Genomic DNA, 20,066 nt, shown 5'->3' on the forward strand with positions numbered 1-20,066 from the left:
CGCAATCGCCTGACCATGAACTCGGCCGATAGAAGGAGTTCGCGATGACCCATGCCGCCCTGATCGACGAAAATGTGCTGATCGGCCGCAAGCCGACGCTGGTCTCGGCCGACGTCGTCGACGAGGCGATCCTGCTCGATGTCGACAGCGGCTATTTCTTCCAGCTCAACAAGACCGCCGCCCGGATCTGGGGCCTCGTCGAGACGCCGCGCCCGCTGTCCGCGCTCTACGCCGAACTCGAGCAGGTCTATGAGGTCGATGCGGCGACATGCCGGCGCGATGCCGCCGAATTCATCACCGACCTGCTCAACCGGGAGCTGCTGGTGATCGAGACGCCGGCCTAACAGCTTTTTGCCGGATGGATTTCCTCTGAGCAATTCCGTCTAATCGCGCGCGCGATAGATCCAGCAGTTCACCGCGAAGCGCGAATCGGCGAAGGCGCGGGACGGGCAGCTGACCGGTAGCACCTCGTGCGGTGCCCAGGACGGGAAGACCACCAGGCTGTTCTGCGCCGGCGGCACATCGATCCCCGTGTCACCGACCTGCGCACCGATGCGGTGCAGCCTGAGGCAGCCGCCGCTGAAGCCCTGCGGTTCCCGGTGGAAATAATAGACCGCGCTCAGCATGCGATCCCCGCGGGCGCGCTGATCGCGGGTATAGGTGTCCGAATGGAGCGTGAAATGCGCGCCGTCATTATGCGCGGCGAGTTCGAGTTCGACTTCGCTGATCGCGAAGGGCGTGACGCGCAGCGCCGCGATCCAGCCCGGGACCGCGGCGCGCACGCGCGATTCCAGGATAGCGTGGTGCGGGCCGAGATCGCGCAGGGTGAGCGCGTTGCGTACCGCCGGATCGACGCGATTCCCGGCAAGACCGGCCGGGACGAAGCCGGCCGCGCCGGCGATCGTCCAGTCCAGCAGCGCCGCATGCTCGTCGGGCGGGAGAAAGTCCGTCGAGCGCAGATGCGGGGTCATCAGGCCGATCGTTGCTGTCATGGCGCGGTTTCGACCAGTCGGGCGGCACGCTCGCGCAGATAACGCAGGGCGAGCGCTTCGCTATGGCCGTCGGCCTGGCGGCGCATGCGGACCGGCGGCGGCTTCGCATTGCTGCCGAACCGAGCGAACAGCGCGGCGATCGCCTGCCGATAATCGGCGACCAGCGCTTCGTAGCTCAGTTCGTGCGGCGCGACGCCCATGGCGGCGAAGAGATTGCGCCAATGGCCGTGGCAATGATCCGAATAGCCCATCAACCGTTCGAGCCGTTCCGAATCGAACGCTGGACGAGTCTCCGCCGCCGGCGCGGTGATCCCCGGGATCTCGCGCCACTGGCCGGTCTCGCTCGCCACCATGGCCGAAATGGCCTGGCGCAACCGATCGTGCCGGCGGAGATGCACAAGGGCCGGCGCCGGGAACAGCCCGGTCAGCAGCGCGGCGAGATCGCGGTAGACGGCGGGCGGCGTGGCGGCGGGGCCGGCGCCGTTCAGCGCGGCGAAGCGGGCCGGATCGAGTTCGAGCGCAAGCTCCTCTACGTCGCGCCAGAACAGCTTGACCGCCAGGACACCGCCCGGATCGGTGCGGTGACGGCTGACGGCGCCGAGATAGCCATGGATTTCCGCAGCGCCCCAGCGCGCCGCCAGCGCCGGACGAAAGCCGGCATGGAAATATTCGAGCGGGCAGCCCATGCCGCCTGCGAAATACAGCGCCTCCCCGACCAGCGTGCTGCCCGAGCGGGGATGGGTGCAGATCAGGATCGTGCGTGCGGGAGGACCATCCCGGACGGGATAATCATGGGCAGCGGTGGACAGATCGTAATGGGGCCGACGCGACGTCGAATCCGGCGGGGAGGTCACTATCTCGCAGCTTCCGCCAAGTGTCCGTCGGGCGCTGTCCGCCTGCCGGGATCGATCGAACCGGCAGGCGCGCGCGGGGGGCGCGGGTGCGCCAAAACCCTCAGGTCAGGTTGCTGATGCCGTCCGTCGGGCGGTAGGAAATGCCTTCAGCGGCCTTGACCGGCTCGAACGAAGCGATTTCCGGCTTGATCCAGGCTTCCCGCGCCGGAGCTTCAAGCGCCTCTGTCGTCGCGATATCGTTGCGCGGATCCATTGGCCAATCCCTTTCAAGAACATCTACTCGTAGCGAGTCCGTAACGCGGCAATCGCGAAAAAGCAACGTTTAGTCGCGCCACAGGCGGATCCGGTCCTTCTCGTGGCGTGCCGCGATCCCGATCTTCTGACCCGCAACCGTCTCCAGGACACGCCCGAACGACCAGAAGATCGCTCCCCAACAAGATGGCACGCCTGCCTTTGGCCGATTCTCGTAGCGCCCGTGATCGTCCATATCGAGCGCGATCCATTGCACGATACCGTTGACCCGGCCGCCACTCGATTCGAGCAAGGCCGCGCCGCGCAGCGCCGGCCAGGGACCGCCCGACGCGAAATCGAAATCGAACAGATCGGCCGGATCGCTGCGCAGCGTGAGGCGATCGCTTTCGACCGGAATTTCGCGATAGGGCTGCGCCAGGCGATTGAACGGGGTGAGATCGAAGCCGCTGGCCGACTCGACCCGGCCGCGATCCCAGCCACTGTCCTCGGCCAGCGCGACGCGGACCTGGCCGCGCGCGGGAATAACGGCGCCGCCGGGCCGGAGCAGCCGGGGAACGGCGTCCTCATGCGCCGGCAGGACGCCTTCGCTGACCATATCGTTGCTGACGATTTCCGACACCAGGATATCGGCCGGACCGCCGAGATCGGCGAGATCGAGCGCCGTCGAGTGCTTGTTGACCACCCGGACGCGATCCGACAGGCCGTTGGCGGCAACCACGTCGCGCGCGGCCAGGGCGACCGCCGGATCGGCCTCGCACGTCACCACCTCTGCACCGGCACGCGCCGCCATCATCGCCAGCAATCCCGTGCCGGTGCCGATTTCGAGTACCCGGCAACCCGGCACGATCGCGCGCTTGAGCGCTGCCTCATAAGCATCGTTGCGCACGCGATCGCGCACGATGACGAAATGCCAGCGCGGTACGCCATTGCTCAGCACCTCGGCGGCGAGCGTCCGCACTTCGCCGTCTTCCGGAGCCAGTGCCGACCCACGGGCCGCCAGATCGAGCGCCCGGGCCCCCTCGCCCGCCGCGGCCAGTTGCCGCGCCAGCGCGACCATCGCCTGGGGATTGCCCTCGACGAGGGGCAACATTGTCAGGAGATCGCTGGTCCGGTCACGCATCGCGCCAGCGTTACGCAACCTCGCCGTGCATCACAATGGCGTCGTCGCCAGAGCGCCGAGCGTCGCCGCGACCGTCGGCAATGCGGCGTAGGATGCCGGATAGGACAACCGCCAGACCGGCGCCGTGCGCATCGCCCCGGTCAACGCCACCAGCCCGGCGATCCGCTCGGCACTGCTCGCGCCCTCGGGATTGAAGCGGATGACCTGCGGCACGACCTGTGCCACGCCCGTCGCCAGCGACAGGCGCTCGACCTGCGGTTCTGCGCAATCCGCCGAGCGATTGAGGAACACGAAACCGCGCAAGGGGACGGCGCCGGTCATCCTCTCGCGCCGCGGATCGTAGCGCAGCTTGCCGTCATAGCCCGGCATGGCGAAACAATCGGCCTGCGGCAGCCCCAGCCCTTCGCGCGATTGCGGCCAGACGCAGACGCCGGTCGCCGCGGCGGCGAGCATCGGCACCTCATCCTTCTCCCGCAGGATCGAGATGTCGTCACTGAGGATTTCCCAGCCGAGGAAGTGGGCAAGCGCGGCGGAAAGCGTCGATTTGCCCGCGCCGGACGGCCCCAGCAGCAACAGGCCGCCATCCTGGCCGGCCAGCGCGGCGGCATGGATCGCGGTCGCCCCGGACAGGGTCGTCACGCGCGGCAGCACGCGGCGGACGAGCACGTCGGCCAGCGCCGGACCGGGCGGCACCGCTTCGCAGACGACATGGATGCTGCGCCCGTCGCGCGCGATCAGGAAGCTGCCGTCGAAGGACGACTGCATCAGCCACTGCCCGCGATACGTGCCGAGCCTGAGGCCGTAGCGGCCGGGCCAGCGATAATGATCGCGGTCAGCCACGGGCGGCGCGCCGATCTCCGCCGTGAGCAGGATATCGGGCTGGCCGGCGGGCGACGGATGACTGCGCAGGCCATCGATGGAAAGCGCCGAACGGATGAAGAGGCCGCCAAAAAGATAATCGAAGGTCACGCGCCGCGCCTTATCGCAGACGGTGGATCGCGTCACCCGCCCAAACCGCTGCCCGGCGGTGCCTGCGCACGTCGCGCCTCGACCCAGGCGAAGGGCCGGGCGATCGTCGCCCGGAAGAAACGGGACCACAACCGCCGCCCACGAAATTCGACCACGTCGTCGATCAGGACGCTCAGCGCGATCAGGGCCAGCATGATGCCCACCAGCATCACCCATTTATTGGCTTCGCTGACCCACCAGGACATCAGGGTGAGGCCGACATGGAAATGCAGCAGATAGAGCGGATAGGTGAGCGACCCGATGCGCCGCGCCCAGGGCAGATCGACCTGGCGGCCGCGCATGAAGAGGAACAGCGCGAAGACGAGCGTGATCGCCGCGGCGCCGATCCAGGGGTCGAAGCTCGCCTGGCGCGCGACGATGAAGACGCAGCGCTGGCACAGCAGGAACGAGATCGCGAGCAGGCCGTAGTTCAGCCATTCGTTGCGGCGCTGGTACAGCAAGGCGAACACGGCGCCGGCAGCGAAGAAGGAGTAGATATAGCCGAATAGCGGCGGGTTCGGAAAAAAGGGGGCGCAGGCGAGTTGCAGCAGGACCCAGGCCGCGACCACGGCCTGGAGATGCCTGATCCAGCCGGCCATGATCACCACGACCACCGCCGCGTAAAAGGCGATCTCGACCGGCAGGGTCCAATAGGATGCATCGACCAAGCGATAGCCGAACGCCATCGGATGGATGGTGAGGTTGGCGAGATATTGCGGGAGGGTGACGGCGAAGCGGGCCGGCCCGAACGGCGATAGCAGAGTGGTGATGGTCAGGCACAGCAGGAAGGTCGGATAAATCCGGCTGGCGCGGTGGGTGACGAAGCTGGCCGCGCTTTGCGACTGAGCGATCAGCGTGATGACCAGGCCGCTTATCATGAAGAAGACGAACAGGGCGATATTGCCGAACCGCCCGATTTCAGTGAGCAGACCGTAGCCGGTGATGCCGTTCGACACCCGCGGATCCAGCCCGACCAGGGCAAAATGATCGAGCATGACCATGACCGCGCACAGCAGCCGGAGATAATCCAGCCAGTCTATCCGCCCAACGAGCGCGTATTTATCGGTCCCCATCACTCCCCCGGCCGCCCACAAGCACGCTTTCGCCGACTGCGGCAAGGCCGGGCCCGGATAAATGCCCGCCCGACATTTACCGATTGATCGCGACGGGCACGGGCCTAGATCGGATGCATGACGCGCGGCTGGCGCGCCGACCCGGGGGCGCCGTTCCGCATGATCAATCCGGTCCTGAACACCGACAGCTACAAGACAAGCCATTTCCTGCAATATCCGCCCGACACGCGCCGCGTGTTCGCTTATGCCGAGAGCCGCGGCGGAGCGTATGACCAGGCGGTGTTCTTCGGCCTGCAGGCAATCCTGAAGCAGGAATTCGGCCGGCCGATCACCCGCCGCGACGTGGACGAGGCGCAGGACGTGCTGCGCGACCACGGCGTGCCGTTCAACGCGCATGGCTGGAACCAGCTGCTGCAGCGCCATGAGGGCCGGCTGCCGATCGAGATCCGCGCGGTGCCGGAAGGGACGATCGTGCCAGAGCACGAGGCGATGATGACGGTGGTCAACACCGATCCGGATTTCCCCTGGCTGACCAGCTATGTCGAAACCGCGCTGCTGCGCATCTGGTATCCGGTGACGGTCGCGACGATCAGCTGGCATGTCCGCCAGCGCCTCCGCGCCGCGCTCGAGGCGACGGCCGACGATCCCGCGGCCGAACTGCCGTTCAAGCTGCATGATTTCGGCGCGCGCGGCGTTTCCAGCGAGGCCAGCGCGGCGCTGGGCGGGATGGCGCACCTGGTGAACTTCAAGGGCACCGATACGCTGTCGGCGATCGTCGCGGCGCGGCGGCTCTACAACGAGCCGATGGCCGGGTTCAGCATCCCCGCCGCCGAGCACAGCACGATCACCAGCTGGGGCCGCACGCATGAGGTGGACGCCTATGCCAATATGATCGCGCAGTTCGGCAAGCCAGGCGCGGTCTATGCGGTCGTCTCCGACAGCTATGATCTCTACAATGCGGTCGACCATCTGTGGGGCGAGCAGCTCCGCCAGCGCGTGGTGGACAGCGGCGCGACGCTGGTGGTGCGGCCGGACAGCGGCGATCCCGTAACCGTCGTTGCGAAGACGATGGCGCTGCTGGCGGAACGCTTCGGCAGCGAGACCAATGGCAAGGGGTACCGCGTGCTGAAGAATGTGCGCATCATCCAGGGCGACGGGGTCAACCCGACGAGCATCGGCGCGATCCTCGACCGGATCATCGCCGACGGCTTTTCAGCGAGCAACATCGCCTTTGGCATGGGCGGCGCGCTGCTGCAGCGGCTCGACCGCGATACGCTCGGCTTCGCCTACAAGACCAGCGCGGTCGATGTCGGCGGTGCGTGGCGCGACGTTTTCAAGGACCCGGCGACCGACAGCGCCAAGCGCTCGAAGCGCGGGCTGCTCGGGCTGGTCGCGGCGGGCGCCGGATATGCGACGGTGCCGGTGGACGGCGAACGGTTCGAGCCGCTCGACGGGCAGCGCAACCTGTTGCGGCCGGTGTGGCGCGACGGCCAGCTGCTGGTCGACGAATCGCTGACGCAGATCCGGCACCGCATTGTGGCCAACGAAGCGCCACACTGACCCTGGCCTTTCCGAGTTTCCGGGAAAAATGCGGTCAACGCTTCTTCCGGGAGGGTCGCGCGTCAGCGGATCGGATAATGCACCGTCACCCGCAGGCCGCCTGAGTCGCGGTTGGTGAACGTCACCGTCGCGCCGTCATGCCCGGCAAGCGCGCGGACGATGGCGAGGCCCAGGCCGGCGCCGCCGGTCTCGCGGTTGCGCGAGGCATCGAGGCGGTTGAACGGCTCGCCGAGCCGCGCGAGCATTTCAGGCGGAACGCCCGGGCCGTCATCCTCGACGATCAGATCTACATGCCCGGCCGCCGGCGCGAGGCGCACGGCGACGGCGGTGCCGTAGCGCAGGCCGTTGTCGATCAGGTTGCCGAGGATGCGCCGCACCGAGAGCGCGGTCGCCCGCACCGGCAGGGGGCCGGCGGGCGGCTCGATCATAACCGCATCGCCCAGTTCCTGCCGCACCGCGACCAGCGCCAGCGCCGCCGCCGCGAGATCGAGCTCGCCGGGCGGCGCACGATCGGCCTCGCCCTGGGCGAGGAACAGCGTATCGTCGAGCAGCGCCGCCATCTCGTCCAGATCGCGCACCGCACCCTCGCGGTGGCGGGGATCGTCGATGAATTCGGCCCGCAGCCTAAGCCGGGTGAGATAGGTGCGCATGTCGTGCGCGATGGCAGCGAGCATGCGGGTACGCTCCGCCATCAGGTCGCGGATCCGGCCCTTCATCTCGTTGAAGGAGGAGGAAAGCTCGCGCACTTCGCGCGGGCCGGTGACGGGCAGGTCCGGTGCGTCGAGGCTGGTGCCGAAGCGGCGCACGCCGTGCGACAGGCGCACCAGCGGCTTGGTCGTCTGGCGCACCGCAAGGCCGAGTGCGACCAGCAGGATCAGCCCGCCAAGCGCACCCACCCACGAGCGCGAGCGGAGATAATGCCGCATCGCCGGGGAGGGCTGGCTGCTCAGCACCACCGCGCCGCCGTCGCCCAGCCCGATCGCGACGGAAACGGGCGCGAAGAAGCGCGCCGGGCGCGGGCGCGATCCGACCAGCCGGCCGAGCCGCGGCCGCCGGCCGTTCACCGCGATCGCCCGCCCGGGCAGGGCGCGAGCATAATAGGCCGACAGCACCACGAGGTCCGGCGTCGGCTCGGCCGCCGTCGCCGGCAAGGCGGGCGCGAGCGACACGCTGTACAGGCCGCCGTTGAGGGCCTCGACCAGGCTGGCGCGCTGGGCGCCCGGCGTCCGGTCGATCGCCTCGACCATCGTACGCGCCTGTTCGGGCAGCGGGAGATTATAGGGTCGCCGATCGTCGCCGCGCGACGGCAGCGTAGTCGCCGCGACGATCAGCAATTGCAGCGCTACAAAGCCGGCGAGCAGGATGGCGGTGATGCGCAGCGAGAGGTTCGAGGCAATGGTCATGCCCGTTCGACCCCAAGCGTGAACTGATAGCCGCCGCCGCGCACCGTCTTGATCAGCGCGGCGCCGCCGGGCCGGTCGGCGAGCTTGCGGCGCAGCCGGCTGAGCTGCACGTCGACCGCACGATCGAACGCGGCGGCGCTGCGGCCGCGCGTCCAATCGAGCAGCTGATCGCGGTTGAGCACGCGCTGCGGATGCGTGACGAAGCACAGCAGCAGATCGAATTCGCCAGCGGTCAGATCGAGCTCCTCACCCGCCGCGCAGGCGAGGCGACGCGCGCCGACATCAATCAGCCAGCCGCCGAAACGGTAGCGCTCGACCGGAAGCGCGGCGGTCACGCGGTGCTGTTCGCGCGTGCGGCGCAGGATGGCGCGGACGCGCGCGACCAGCTCCCGCGGGTTGAACGGCTTGGGCAGATAATCGTCGGCGCCGATCTCGAGCCCGACGATCCGATCCACATCGTCACCGCGCGCAGTGACCATCAGGATCGATACATCGCCGGCGGCGCGCAACCGGCGGCACAGCGACAGGCCGTCCTCCCCGGGCAGCATCACGTCGAGCACGGCAAGATCGACTCGCTGGCGTTCGTGGAGCTGATCGAACTCGGCGGCGGTGCGGCAACCGATCGCGCGGAAGCCCTCGCGTGCGAGCAGATCGACGACCATCGACCGGATCTCCCGATCGTCCTCGACCACGGCAATGCAGCTATTCTCCATGACCGGCAGATTGCCCCGCCGGCGCGTCGCGGGAAAGGGGGCCGGCGGCGCTGTTACACACTGTAACCAAGTGACACCTGATCGACGCCAACGGCTTACGCTATGGCTGCATAAGCCGGGGCGCGGCGGCCGGATCGCCGCCAGTGCAAAGGAGTCAGTCATGTACAAGCCTATGCTGGGTTTCGCCGCCCTCGCCGTCGCCCTGGGCGCGGCGTCCGCAACACCCGCCGAGGCCCGGTCGCGCGGGCATGTCCTCAGCATCCAGGGCGCGCATGGCCGCGGGCTGGTGCAGACCCGCTCGGTGAACCGCCAGCGCGGCGCCGCCTCGGTCAATCGCAGTCTGCAGACCAATGGCGGGCGCGGTTACCAAGCGTCGCGCAGCCGGGACTATGGCCCGGGCCATTATGCGAGCGACCGCAGCGTGCACACCAATGACGGTCGCGGTTACGACACGGCGCGCACCGCGAGCTGGGGCAATGGCAGCTATAGCGGCGGCCGCACCACGACGACCGGCGACGGCCGCACCACCGGCCGATCGACCAGTGCGATCGACAATGGCGACGGCACGGCGAGCTACAACAGCACGGTGACGCGCCTGAATGGCAACACCCGAACCGTCAGCGGCACGATCCCCCGCCCCTGACGCCCGCGGCCGCGCCGGCCCCCTCCCGGCGCGGCCGCACCTTCGATGACAAGGATATGAGATGACCCAGAGATTCCTGATTGCCGCCGCCCTCGGCGTGCTGCTGGCGACGCCGGCAACCGCGCAATTGTTCGGCCGCGGCGATGCGATGGACCCCTTCGCCAATGCCGATGGCAATGGCGACGGCGTCATCACCCGCGCCGAGTTCCTCGCAGCGCGGAGCGCGCGGTTCGCCAGGATGGACCGCAATGGAGACGGCGTCGTCGCCCGCGACGATTTCGGCCGGATGCTGAAGTTCCGCCCACAGGCGGGCGAGCGGCTCGACGCGGTGATCGAGCAACTGGACAAGAATGGCGATGGCCGCGTGACGCGCGCGGAGTTCGACGCTGCGCCGACGCTGATCTTCGACCGTGCCGATGCGAATAGCGACGGCAGGATCGACAAGGCCGAGCTGGCCGCGGCGAAGCAGCGGCTGGAGGCGCTCAAGGCGCAACGGAAAGGGTGATGATGTCCGCCCTGCTCGCCCTCGCCGCGCTGATCGCGCCGGCACAGGAGCCCATGGTCTGCGAGGCGCAGTGGCGCGACACCGCCCGCGACCGGATCGTGCCGGTGCGCATCCGCATGCCGGCCGGCAGCGGCAAGGTGCCGGTGATCCTGTTCAGCCATGGGCTGGGCGGCAATCTCGACGCGGGCACGTTATGGGCCGAGGCATGGGCGCGTGACGGCGACGCGGTGATCCACCTCCAGCATGCGGGCAGCGACAGCGGAATCATCGCTACGGGCGAGATTCGCACCGCGATGTCGATCGAGCAGCTGCGCGCGCGGGCCGACGATGTTCATTTCGTGATCGACCAGCTGGCGCAGCGCGGGCGCGAGGGCGGGTGCGACCTGCGCCGGCTCGACCTGAACCACATCGGCATGTCGGGCCACAGCTTCGGCGCGCAGACGACGCTGGCGATTGCCGGGCAGCGTTACCCGATGGCCGGGCTGACATTCGGCGACCCCCGGGTGACGGCAGCGATCGCGTTCAGCCCGCAGCCGCCCGTCGCCGCCGGCGATGCGGGCGCGTTCGGCAGGATCGCCCTGCCCTTCTTCTCGATCACCGGGACGAAAGACCAGGTCGCCTGGCTCAACCAGGTCACGCCCCAGGACCGCGAGCGTCCGTTCCGCGCCATGGCGCCGGGCGGCAAATATCTGCTGGTGATGGAGGGCGCGAACCACCGCATGTTCAGCGGGCAGGACAATATCCCGCTCCCCGCCAGCACGCCGGCGCCGCATGTACGCGACGTGGTGGCGCGCGCCACGACCCTGTTCTGGCGCTGGACGCTGCGCGGCGACGCGGCCGCGAAGGCCGAACTCGACCGGCTTGGCACAACGCTCCCGCCAGGCGATCTCTTCGAGAAGCGCTGAGCCGAACGGCCGCCATCAGGCGGCCGGGCAGGTTAGTTGGTGAGCTTATTTACTGGCGATATCGCCGGTTTCGGCCTTGTAGGTCTCGCGCACGAAGGTTCGCGCGGCCGTCTGGGTACGGAACGTGTCCGCAAGCAGCTCGGCCGACACGAGCGGATAGCCCTGCGAATTATAGCGGGTGGTGCGCACGGTCACGCGGAACACGCCTTCGTCATCCTTGGCGACGAGGAACGGGCGGACTGGAATTCTCGACATAAATACTCCTCAGAAAATGGATCAGGCGGGATCGACGGCATCGGCAATGGCCGCTTCGGTGGTGAGCAGCAGGCCGGCGACGGACGCCGCATCCTGCAGGGCCGAGCGCACGACCTTGGTCGGATCGATCACGCCCGACTGGACGAGATTCTCGTATCGCTCGGTCTGGGCGTTGAAGCCCATATTCTGGTCGTTGCCGTCGATCAGCTTGCCCGCGACGACGCCGCCGTCATGGCCGGCATTCTCGGCGATCTGGCGCAGCGGCGCCTGCAGCGCGGTGCGGACGATATCGATGCCGCGGGTCTGATCGTCGTTCGCGCCCTTCATGGCGTCGAGCGCCTTCGATGCATAGAGCAGCGCCGTGCCGCCACCGGGGACGATGCCTTCCTCCACCGCGGCGCGGGTCGCGCTGAGCGCATCGTCGACGCGGTCCTTGCGCTCGCGCAGCTCTACTTCGGTCGATGCGCCGACCTTGATGATCGCGACGCCTCCGGCGAGCTTGGCGAGGCGCTCCTGGAGCTTCTCCTGGTCATAGTCGCTGGTGGTGTTCTCGATCTGCTGCTTGATCGCCTCGACCCGGCCGCTGATCGCCTCTGGCGCGCCGGCGCCGTCGACGATCGTCGTATTGTCCTTGTCGATCGTCACGCGCTTGGCGGTGCCGAGCATCTCGATCGTGACGCTCTCCAGCTTGATCCCGAGATCCTCCGACACGGTCTGCGCGTTGGTGAGGATCGCGATGTCCTCAAGCATCGCCTTGCGGCGATCGCCGAAGCCGGGCGCCTTGACGGCCGCGACCTTCAGCCCGCCGCGCAGCTTGTTGACGACGAGCGTGGCGAGCGCCTCACCCTCGATGTCCTCGGCGATGATCAGCAGCGGACGACCGGTCTGGATCACGGCTTCGAGGATCGGCAGCAGCGCCTGGAGGCTCGACAGCTTCTTCTCGTGGATCAGGATGTACGGATCGATCAGCTCGATCGACATCTTTTCGGGATTGGTGACGAAATACGGGGACAGATAGCCGCGGTCGAACTGCATGCCGTCGACGACCTCAAGCTCGAAATCGACGCCCTGGGCATCCTCGACCGAGATGACGCCTTCCTTGCCGACGCGGTCCATCGCCTCGGCGATGCGGCGGCCGATCTCCTCGTCGCCATTGGCGGAGATGATGCCGACCTGAGCGATCTCGTCATTATTGGCGACTGGCTTCGAACGGGCCGCGAGATCCTCGACCACGCGCAGCACGGCGAGATCGATGCCGCGCTTCAGGTCCATCGGGCTGACCCCGGCCGAGACCGACTTCATGCCTTCGCGCACGATCGCCTGCGCGAGCACGGTCGCGGTGGTGGTGCCGTCACCGGCATGGTCATGCGTCTTGGACGCGACCGCGCGCAGCATTTGCGCGCCCATATTCTCGAACTTGTCCTTGAGCTCGATTTCCTTGGCGACGCTGACGCCGTCCTTGGTGATGCGCGGGGCGCCGTAGCCCCTGTCGAGCACGACATTGCGGCCCTTGGGGCCGAGCGTGACCTTCACCGCATCGGCAAGGAGGTCGACGCCGCGCATGATCGATTCGCGGGCGTCGCGCGAGAATTTGACGTCTTTGGCTGCCATGATGACTGTTCCTTGAAATAGGGATCGCGATCCAGGCGGACCGCCGTAATTAGCGGAGCAGTTCGTTCAGCCGACGACGCTCAGCCCGTTGGCGTCGCCAACAATGCCCAAAACGTCCGACTCTTTCATGATCAGCAGGTCTTCGCCGTCGATCTTGATCTCGGTGCCGGACCATTTGCCGAACAGGATCTTGTCGCCGGCCTTGACGTCGAGCGGGGTGATCGTGCCGTTTTCGGCGCGCACGCCCGAGCCGACCGAGACGATCTCGCCTTCCTGCGGCTTTTCCTTGGCGGTCTCGGGAATGATGATGCCGCCGGCGGTCTTTTCGGCGGCTTCGATACGGCGGACAAGGACTCGGTCGTGGAGCGGTCGGAAGGTCATGAATCGCCGATTCGGTCGCTGGGTCGCGACGAAATCGTCGCTTTCACAAGGGGGAAGCCAGCGCTGCCGAGTTGCGATTTGGCGCTCCCGCCCGGGGAGTGCCAGCCACCCCCATGTGGGCGCTAATGCCGCGAGTAGCAAGGGCGCCTGCCCCGAAACGACCCCCGCCGAACCGCCGATCAGCCGCCGATCAGCGCGAGCAGGTCGATCATCGCGCGCGCTGCGGGCAGGCCGGGCGGGGTCGCGATATAGCGCGGCTGCCACTCCGGACGGAACTTCGCCTTGAACGCGCGCAGGCCGGTAAAGCCGTATAACGCCTCTGCGTGGCCGTAGATCGCATGCCCGATTCGCGACCAGCCCGGCGCGAGCCGGCCGCCGCCAAGGCCGGACAGCGGCGCCATGCCCAGGTTGAAGTGACGATAGCCCTGGGCCTTGCCCCACCCCATCAGCGAGACGAGCAGATAATCCATCGTGCCGTACGGCGCATCCGGCAGATGCCGCATCAGATCGACCGACAGCTCGGCGCGGTTCAGCGTCGCCCAGATATTGCCGAAGGCCACGATCCGGTCGCCCTGCCACAACACCGCGCAATCGAAGCGGGTCAGATAGTCGGGATCGAAGCGGCCGATGCTGAAGCGCTTCTCGGCACCGGCCTTGCCCTTCAGCCACGCATCGGACACCGCAGCGAGCGCCGGGCCCTGTGCCGCGACATCGGCGGCGGGCAGGATCTCGAAGCGCAGGCCGGCGGCTTCGCCGCGGCGGACGGAGTGGCGCAGCGACTTCGCCGCCGGGCCATCGAGCGTGAAGCTGTCCAGCGGGACATGCGCTTCCTCGCCATATTTCATCGTCTGCAAGCCGAGCTCGACCAGCAGCGGCAGCATGTCCGCGCTTGCCTGGTAAAAGCACAGCCATCCGCGCGCCGCATCACAATCGGCGCGGAGGCGCCAGACCAATTCCGACCAGGCCTCCGCCGGCCCGACCGGATCGCCCATCACGATCCAGCTGCGCCCCTGCACGCGGTACATCAGAAAGGCATCGCCGGCGGCCGAGACGAGGAAGCATTTGTCCCCGGTAAAGGCGAGCGCGGCATCGGTGCGATCCGTGACGGCAAGCGCCCGCTCGGCGACCGCGCGGGACAGCACGCTTTCGCCCGTGCTGCGCGCCGGCGCGGCGAGCAGCCGCCAGCAGGCCACCGCGAGCAGGATCACGGCCGCGCCGACGCTCGCGCGCAGGAAGCGCGGCGCATTGCCGTGCCACGCGAATTCCCACCACAGGTCGCTCGAATAAGGGACGTGCTTGTATGCGAAGAAGCCGGCCCACAGGCTCAGGCCGACCGCCACCACGGCCGCCGCGATCCACAATCGCTGGAACGGCGCATCGAACAGGCCGGCGCGGCGATAAAAGGCCGGACGGCAATATTGCAGGACCGCCGCCATCACCGCGAGGACCGCGGCTTCCTCATAATCCACGCCCTTCAGCAGCGAGAAGAGCACACCGCCGAGCAGCAGCAGCCGTGCGGCGATGAAGCCGCTGCGCAGCCGCGCGTTGATCGCGGGCGAGACGAGGATCAGCGCGGTGCCGGCAAGGCTCGCGGAGAAATGCGATGCCTCGATAAAGGGCAAGGGCAGGATATCGGCCAGCCAGTGGAGGCGATCCTGCACCGCGGGCAGCGCGCCCGAGACGAGCAGCACCAGGCCCCCGGTGAAGACCAGCACGGCGAGCAGCGGCGGGGCGAGCGCGCGGCTGGCCTGATCGACCAGCGACATGCCGACCGCGAGCGGGCGGCGCAGGCGGTGCCCCTCGATCGCACCGAGCAGCCCGGCCGCGCCGACCAGCGGGAGGACATAATAGACGATGCGATAGAGCAGCAGCGCCGCGAATAGCCCGGGCCGGTCACCGGGCACGATCGCCAGCATCACGGCCTCGAACACGCCGATGCCGCCCGGCACATGCGTCACCAAGACCGCGAGCAGCCCGACGGCATAGGCGATCAGGAACAGATCGGGCGACGGCGCCGCCGCGGCGGGCATCAGCACATATAGCGCGGCGGCGGCGAAGGTGAGATCGAGCGTCGCCACGCCGATCTGTGCCGCCATGATGCCGGCCGGGGGGATCGGCAGGGTGAAACGGCCACGGCCGATCCGCGCGCGGCCGCTCATCCGAAGCACGAACGGCAAGGCGATGCAGGCGAGCAGGATCGCCGCCGCGATGTGGCCCGCCACCGGCGCGATCGTAAGGACGCCGAGATCGATCGGCGCGCCGGCGAGCGAGAGGCCGGCCGCGGCCACCGCGATCACCCCGCCCCAGAAGGTCGCCGAGGCAAGCAGCGTGACGCGCGCCACATCGGGCAGATCGAGCCCCGCCGCGGCATAGACGCGGTAGCGCGCCGAACCGCCGGTCAGCAGCGACAGGCCGAGATTGTTGCTGATCGCATAGCTGGTGAAGGACGCCAGCGCGGCGGTGCGCCAGGGCAAGGGCCGCCCGATCGCCCGCAGCGCGAGCAGATCATAGCAGGTCAGGCAGAGATAGCTGCCCGCGGTCAGCGCCAGCGCCAGCGCGATCCGGCCGGACGGGATGTCGTGCAGCGCGGCGCGCACGTCGCGCAGGCGCACTTCGGCGAGCAGCCCGTGCAGCGCCGCGAAGCCGAGCAGCGCCATGGCGAGCACGGCCAGCCCGACCACCACCCGCCGGTGCCGCAGCATCCAGGGCGCCGCCCCGGGCCGCGTTTCGCCGGGGTTCAGACCCGCTTCCAGATCTGCGACTTGCACAGGAACCCTCCGATCAGGCAGCCCGAGATCTGCAGCGTATCGGGCGAGAGCTGGACGATGCGCGACGAGAAGCTGTGGCCCATATCCGGCACATAGACGGTGCCCGCCCAGCGATCCGGGCCGATCTGCCGGTAATCGCGGAGCAGCTCGGTGCCGATCAGGCTGGTGACGCCGGCGTCGCGCGCATCGGCCTCGGCCGTGGGGCTGGCGGCGACGATCGCGCCGCACAGGGCAGTGCCGCACGGCGCGGTCCGCACCCGGATCGTTGCCCGGGGATTCTCCCACAGGCCGACCGGCTGATCCTGAGGCACGGCGACGGGGGCAGCGGCAAGGGCGAGAGCGGAAAGCAGGGCGATCATGCGGGAATCTCGTTCGGCAGGATTGGATGAAGGGCGGCGCGGATGGTGGCGATCAGCCGATCCCGATCATTGTCGAGAAAGTGGCCGCCCGGCAGGACGATGCGGCGCACGCCCGGCCGATCGAGCAGCGGACACAGGCTGTCGGGCTCGCGGCGGCCATAGATGCAGACCAGCGGCGCCCAGCTGACGGTGCGGATCGTATCGACCGCATAGCTGTCCGGCGTGCCGCGATAGGCGAAGCCGGTGGGATCGGCGCGGAAATAGACCGTGCGGCCCGGCACGACGAGCACGATCGCCGCCACCTTCGCGCGCAGATCGGGCGGCAGCGCGGCGAGGCCGGTGGCGAGCATGTCCGACCCGAAGGACTGGCCGACCAGGACGATGCGATCGGCGTGCGCCCGCGCGAGCGCTTCGCGCACCGCGTCGGCGACGACCGCATCGACCTCGGCCCGGGTGCGGTGCCGGCCGAACAGCGCGGGCGAATTCACGCCCATCACCGGGACGTCATGGGCGAGCGCTCGCGTGACGGCCGGGCCCATGCCGAAGCGCAGCCCCATGTCGCCCGAGAAGAAGACCAGGGCGAGCGGTGTCCGGCTGCGGCTGTAATCCCCCAGGAAGCGCATCGGATCGCGATCGAAGAAGCCGGCGGTCGCGGCCACGCCGAGAGCGGCGGCGGCGACCAGCAGCAGCGCCGCGGCGAGCCAGCGGAGCAGACTCATCGAGGCGGGTCGCAGCGTCATCGCCCGTCGCTAGAACCCGGCGCCTGACGCGATGATGGAAGGCGCGTGACAAAAGCGTCATCCACGGCCGCCCGCCGCGGGAGTTTCCGTACACGGGAGAGCATTGTTTCCGGGCAGCGCGTGTCGGTCATCCGGCTGATTTAGGAGGGGTGGCCGAGGGGAACAGGCACACCTTGGTTTATGGTGCCGTTAGCCGCGCTTTCCGGGCGACAAGTCGAACTTGGCTTTCCATATCCCATCGAATCGATAGGAATAGAGTCGTTCGGTTCGCCACACAGGTCGATGAATCGGGCATGTCGTCAACCCGGCGAGGAGACCGCGATGATTCGTGGCTATTGCTTCAATATTCGACCGGAACTGCTTTTTAGATAACCGGTCCTGATCGACCGTTTCTTACTGAATAAACAACAACGCGCGATTTGCGTGGGGGATTGGCGCGCCTTTTAGCCTGGTGATCTTGCGATCCGGGACGGGAAACGTGCGTCCAGGAACAAAAGGGTATTACCGTCATGACGTCACGCCGCATCTTCCGTCTCACAGCGCTCGCCGGCGCAGCGCCGCTGGCGCTGATCGCCCAGCCGGCCGCCGCGCAGACGGTGAGCGCCAGCAATGCGGTGAGCGCGCCGGAAGACACCGCCGCGCCCGGCGCGGACGAGGCAGGGACCGATGTCGTCGTCACCGCGCGCCGCCGCTCGGAGCGCGCGCAGGACGTGCCGATCGCGCTCAGCGTGGTCAGCGCCGAAAGCCTGCGGGTGCGCGGCGACTATACGCTCGGCACGATCCAGCAGAGCGTGCCGAGCCTGCAGGTATTCAGCTTCAACCCGCGCAACACCAATGTGAACATCCGCGGCCTCGGCTCGAACGTCGCGCTGACCAATGACGGGCTGGAGAACGGCGTCGGCATCTATATCGACCAGGTCTATTACGGGCGGCTCGGCCAGAGCCAGTTCGAGCTGGTCGATCTCGACCGGATCGAAGTGCTGCGCGGGCCGCAGGGCACATTGTTCGGCAAGAACACCACGGCCGGCGCAATCAACATCAGCTCCAAGGCGCCGACCTTCGACCTGGAAGGGTTCGGCGAAGCAACCGGCGGCAATTACGGATTCCACCAGGTGCGCGGATCGATCAGCGGCGGGCTGATCGACAATCTGCTCGCGGCGCGCCTCAGCGTCAGCGATACGCACCGCGACGGCTTCATCCGCAACATCACGACCGGCAAGAAGGTCCATGATTTCGACAATTTCAGCGCGCGCGGCCAGCTGCTGATCACGCCCACGCCGAACCTGACGGCGCGGATCATCGCCGATTACGGCAAGCAGGAGCAGAATTGCTGCATCGGCATCATCGCCGGCGTCATCACCAAATATGACAATGGCGCCGCGATCGCGAACAACTTCATCGATCGCGCGAACGGGGTGGGGTACACCCCCTTGCCCATCGCGCCGTTCGACCGCATCACCGACGCGGAAGCGCATTTCCAGGCCAATATGAACACCTGGGGCGTTTCCGGCCAGGCCAACTGGGATGCCGGGCCCGTCACGCTGACATCCGTTACCGCGTGGCGGCGATGGAACTGGTACCCGGCAAACGACAGCGATGCGACTGCAGTGCCGGCCAATCTCAAGAACCAGCAGCAGAACAACCAGCGCCAGTTCAGCCAGGAAGTCCGCCTCGCCTCGAACGGCCGCAACACGATCGACTATGTCGTCGGCGGCTATTATTTCTACCAGATCATCCGCGGCTACGGCGCCGCCGCCTATGGCTCGGCCGCGGCCAAATGGCTGTTTCCTGCGCAGAACCAGGTCGTCGCCAACGCCGCGGTCAACGGCTTCGAATCGCGCTCGCAATCGACGCCAGCCACCCACAGCTACGCGCTGTTCGGCCAGACCGTCTGGCACATCTCCGACGCGCTGAGCCTGACCACCGGGCTGCGTTTCACCCATGAGAAAAAGGCCGGCGGCTTCGCCCAGCAGCAAGTGGCAGGGCTCTCGCTGGACGGGCTGAACGCGGATCAGCAGAAAGCTGCGATAGCGATCCGCACCCAGCTCAACCCGGTCGTCGCCTATACCGCCAAGACCAGCGACGACAGCCTGTCCGGGCTGGCGACGCTGAGCTGGAAGGCAACCGACGACGTGCTGCTCTATGCGAGCTATGCGCGGGGCAACAAATCCGGCGGGCTAAACCTGTCCAACCTGCCGGCCGGGATCAGCGCGGTGATCGCACCGGAAAAGGTCGACAATTACGAGCTCGGCGTGAAGAGCCAGTTCTTCGGCCGCGCCGTGACGCTGAATGCCGCGGCGTTCTGGACCGATGTCGCCAATTACCAGACGGCGATCACCGAGCAGATCGTCGGCACCACCAATTTCCGCAACTACATCACCAACATCCCGCTGGCCCGATCGCGCGGCATCGAAGCGGATGCGGTGTGGGCGGTGAGCGACCGGATCAGCCTGAACCTGTCCGGCGCCTATACCGACGCCTATTATGTCGATTACCGCAACGGGCCGACCCCGGTCGAGGCGCTGAACCCGACCCAACAGCGGCCTGGCGGCTCTCCCTCATCCGACCTGTCCGGCAAGCCGCTCGCGGGCGTGCCGAAATGGACCTTCACCGGCGGCGCCGACGTGACTCAGCCGGTGGGCGAGCGGACCGCGCTGTACGGCCATATCGATTACAGCTGGCGATCGTCCTTCTACACCGCGGTCAGCGACAGCCGCTTCACGCTCGTACCGAATTACGGGATCGGCAACGCCCGCGTCGGGATCAAGCTCGACGATGGCCGCTACGACCTGTCAGTCTGGGCGAAGAACCTGTTCGACAAGGATTATTTCCAGACTTTGTCCATCGCCGCGACCGGGCTGATCACCGCCAATCTCGGCGATCCGCGCACCGTCGGCGCGACCTTCCGGGTGAGGATCTAGGAC

The 20,066-nt window shown here is 67.8% G+C and carries 20 protein-coding genes; 6 read left to right on the plus strand and 14 right to left on the minus strand.

Features of this window, described 5'->3' with window-relative positions; all coding sequences use genetic code 11:
- The first annotated feature begins 44 nt into the window (after positions 1–44).
- Positions 45–344 carry a PqqD family protein gene (locus tag U1769_RS02330; RefSeq protein ID WP_332711391.1) on the plus strand — a complete coding sequence of 100 codons (300 nt, stop codon included), beginning with the start codon at positions 45–47 and terminating at the stop codon, positions 342–344.
- 39 nt (positions 345–383) lie between these two features.
- Here the strand turns inward: U1769_RS02330 and U1769_RS02335 are convergent, their stop codons facing one another.
- From U1769_RS02335 to U1769_RS02360, 6 genes are all read right to left on the minus strand, one after another.
- Positions 384–992, minus strand: coding sequence for a 2OG-Fe(II) oxygenase (locus U1769_RS02335; RefSeq protein WP_332711394.1), 609 nt, complete (start codon positions 990–992; stop codon positions 384–386).
- Complete coding sequence (locus tag U1769_RS02340) at positions 989–1,846, minus strand: Stf0 family sulfotransferase (protein ID WP_332711396.1); 858 nt, start codon at positions 1,844–1,846, stop codon at positions 989–991. Before U1769_RS02340 ends, U1769_RS02335 begins: the two co-directional genes overlap by 4 nt.
- A 100-nt stretch (positions 1,847–1,946) precedes the next feature.
- Positions 1,947–2,099 (minus strand): hypothetical protein, encoded by a 153-nt coding sequence (locus U1769_RS02345; RefSeq protein ID WP_332711399.1) that lies wholly within the window; start codon positions 2,097–2,099, stop codon positions 1,947–1,949.
- Between the two features lie 69 nt (positions 2,100–2,168).
- Positions 2,169–3,188 (minus strand): class I SAM-dependent methyltransferase, encoded by a 1,020-nt coding sequence (locus U1769_RS02350; RefSeq protein ID WP_332711401.1) that lies wholly within the window; start codon positions 3,186–3,188, stop codon positions 2,169–2,171.
- A gap of 60 nt (positions 3,189–3,248) precedes the next feature.
- Positions 3,249–4,187, minus strand: a complete 939-nt coding sequence (locus tag U1769_RS02355) for a hypothetical protein (RefSeq protein ID WP_332711404.1) — start codon at positions 4,185–4,187, stop codon at positions 3,249–3,251.
- Between the two features lie 32 nt (positions 4,188–4,219).
- Positions 4,220–5,299, minus strand: a complete 1,080-nt coding sequence (locus tag U1769_RS02360; protein ID WP_332711407.1) for an acyltransferase family protein — start codon at positions 5,297–5,299, stop codon at positions 4,220–4,222.
- A gap of 117 nt (positions 5,300–5,416) precedes the next feature.
- Here U1769_RS02360 and U1769_RS02365 point away from each other — a divergent pair, with 117 nt between their 5' ends.
- Positions 5,417–6,859, plus strand: a complete 1,443-nt coding sequence (locus U1769_RS02365; protein ID WP_332711410.1) for a nicotinate phosphoribosyltransferase — start codon at positions 5,417–5,419, stop codon at positions 6,857–6,859.
- A gap of 62 nt (positions 6,860–6,921) precedes the next feature.
- Here U1769_RS02365 and U1769_RS02370 read toward each other — a convergent pair whose 3' ends face one another.
- Together U1769_RS02370 and U1769_RS02375 are read right to left on the minus strand one after the other, a co-directional pair.
- Entirely contained in the window at positions 6,922–8,262 is a 1,341-nt protein-coding gene (locus tag U1769_RS02370; RefSeq protein WP_332711413.1) for an ATP-binding protein, read from the minus strand.
- The gene (locus tag U1769_RS02375) at positions 8,259–8,975 is read right to left on the minus strand and encodes a response regulator (protein WP_332711416.1); all 717 of its coding nucleotides are present in this window, start codon (positions 8,973–8,975) and stop codon (positions 8,259–8,261) included. The genes U1769_RS02370 and U1769_RS02375 overlap by 4 nt, the downstream gene beginning before the upstream one ends.
- Before the next feature lie 160 nt (positions 8,976–9,135).
- On the opposite strand from U1769_RS02375, the gene U1769_RS02380 reads away from it, so the two are divergent.
- From U1769_RS02380 to U1769_RS02390, 3 genes are all read left to right on the plus strand, one after another.
- Positions 9,136–9,618: a hypothetical protein gene (locus tag U1769_RS02380; RefSeq protein ID WP_332711418.1), complete on the plus strand. Its 483-nt coding sequence runs from the start codon at positions 9,136–9,138 to the stop codon at positions 9,616–9,618.
- A 61-nt stretch (positions 9,619–9,679) separates the two neighbouring features.
- Positions 9,680–10,123 carry an EF-hand domain-containing protein gene (locus U1769_RS02385; protein WP_332711421.1) on the plus strand — a complete coding sequence of 148 codons (444 nt, stop codon included), beginning with the start codon at positions 9,680–9,682 and terminating at the stop codon, positions 10,121–10,123.
- Entirely contained in the window at positions 10,123–11,028 is a 906-nt protein-coding gene (locus tag U1769_RS02390) for an alpha/beta hydrolase family protein (protein ID WP_332711423.1), read from the plus strand. The genes U1769_RS02385 and U1769_RS02390 overlap by 1 nt, the downstream gene beginning before the upstream one ends.
- A gap of 45 nt (positions 11,029–11,073) precedes the next feature.
- Here U1769_RS02390 and U1769_RS02395 read toward each other — a convergent pair whose 3' ends face one another.
- The 6 genes from U1769_RS02395 to U1769_RS02420 form a co-directional block, all read right to left on the minus strand.
- Positions 11,074–11,283, minus strand: a complete 210-nt coding sequence (locus tag U1769_RS02395) for a hypothetical protein (RefSeq protein WP_332711426.1) — start codon at positions 11,281–11,283, stop codon at positions 11,074–11,076.
- 21 nt (positions 11,284–11,304) lie between these two features.
- A complete protein-coding gene (gene groL, locus U1769_RS02400; protein WP_332711429.1) occupies positions 11,305–12,894 on the minus strand; it encodes a chaperonin GroEL in 1,590 nt (529 codons plus the stop codon).
- 66 nt (positions 12,895–12,960) lie between these two features.
- A complete protein-coding gene (gene groES, locus U1769_RS02405) occupies positions 12,961–13,275 on the minus strand; it encodes a co-chaperone GroES (RefSeq protein WP_332711431.1) in 315 nt (104 codons plus the stop codon).
- Between the two features lie 179 nt (positions 13,276–13,454).
- The gene (mprF, locus tag U1769_RS02410) at positions 13,455–16,043 is read right to left on the minus strand and encodes a bifunctional lysylphosphatidylglycerol flippase/synthetase MprF (RefSeq protein ID WP_332711433.1); all 2,589 of its coding nucleotides are present in this window, start codon (positions 16,041–16,043) and stop codon (positions 13,455–13,457) included.
- The gene (locus U1769_RS02415; protein WP_332711436.1) at positions 16,013–16,402 is read right to left on the minus strand and encodes a DUF2147 domain-containing protein; all 390 of its coding nucleotides are present in this window, start codon (positions 16,400–16,402) and stop codon (positions 16,013–16,015) included. Before U1769_RS02415 ends, mprF begins: the two co-directional genes overlap by 31 nt.
- Complete coding sequence (locus U1769_RS02420; protein ID WP_332711438.1) at positions 16,399–17,142, minus strand: AcvB/VirJ family lysyl-phosphatidylglycerol hydrolase; 744 nt, start codon at positions 17,140–17,142, stop codon at positions 16,399–16,401. Before U1769_RS02420 ends, U1769_RS02415 begins: the two co-directional genes overlap by 4 nt.
- A 509-nt stretch (positions 17,143–17,651) precedes the next feature.
- On the opposite strand from U1769_RS02420, the gene U1769_RS02425 reads away from it, so the two are divergent.
- Entirely contained in the window at positions 17,652–20,063 is a 2,412-nt protein-coding gene (locus U1769_RS02425) for a TonB-dependent receptor (RefSeq protein WP_332711441.1), read from the plus strand.
- Positions 20,064–20,066 lie beyond the last annotated feature (3 nt).

The sequence above is a fragment of the Parasphingomonas zepuensis genome (assembly GCF_036663735.1).
In the GTDB taxonomy this organism is placed as follows: domain Bacteria; phylum Pseudomonadota; class Alphaproteobacteria; order Sphingomonadales; family Sphingomonadaceae; genus Sphingomonas.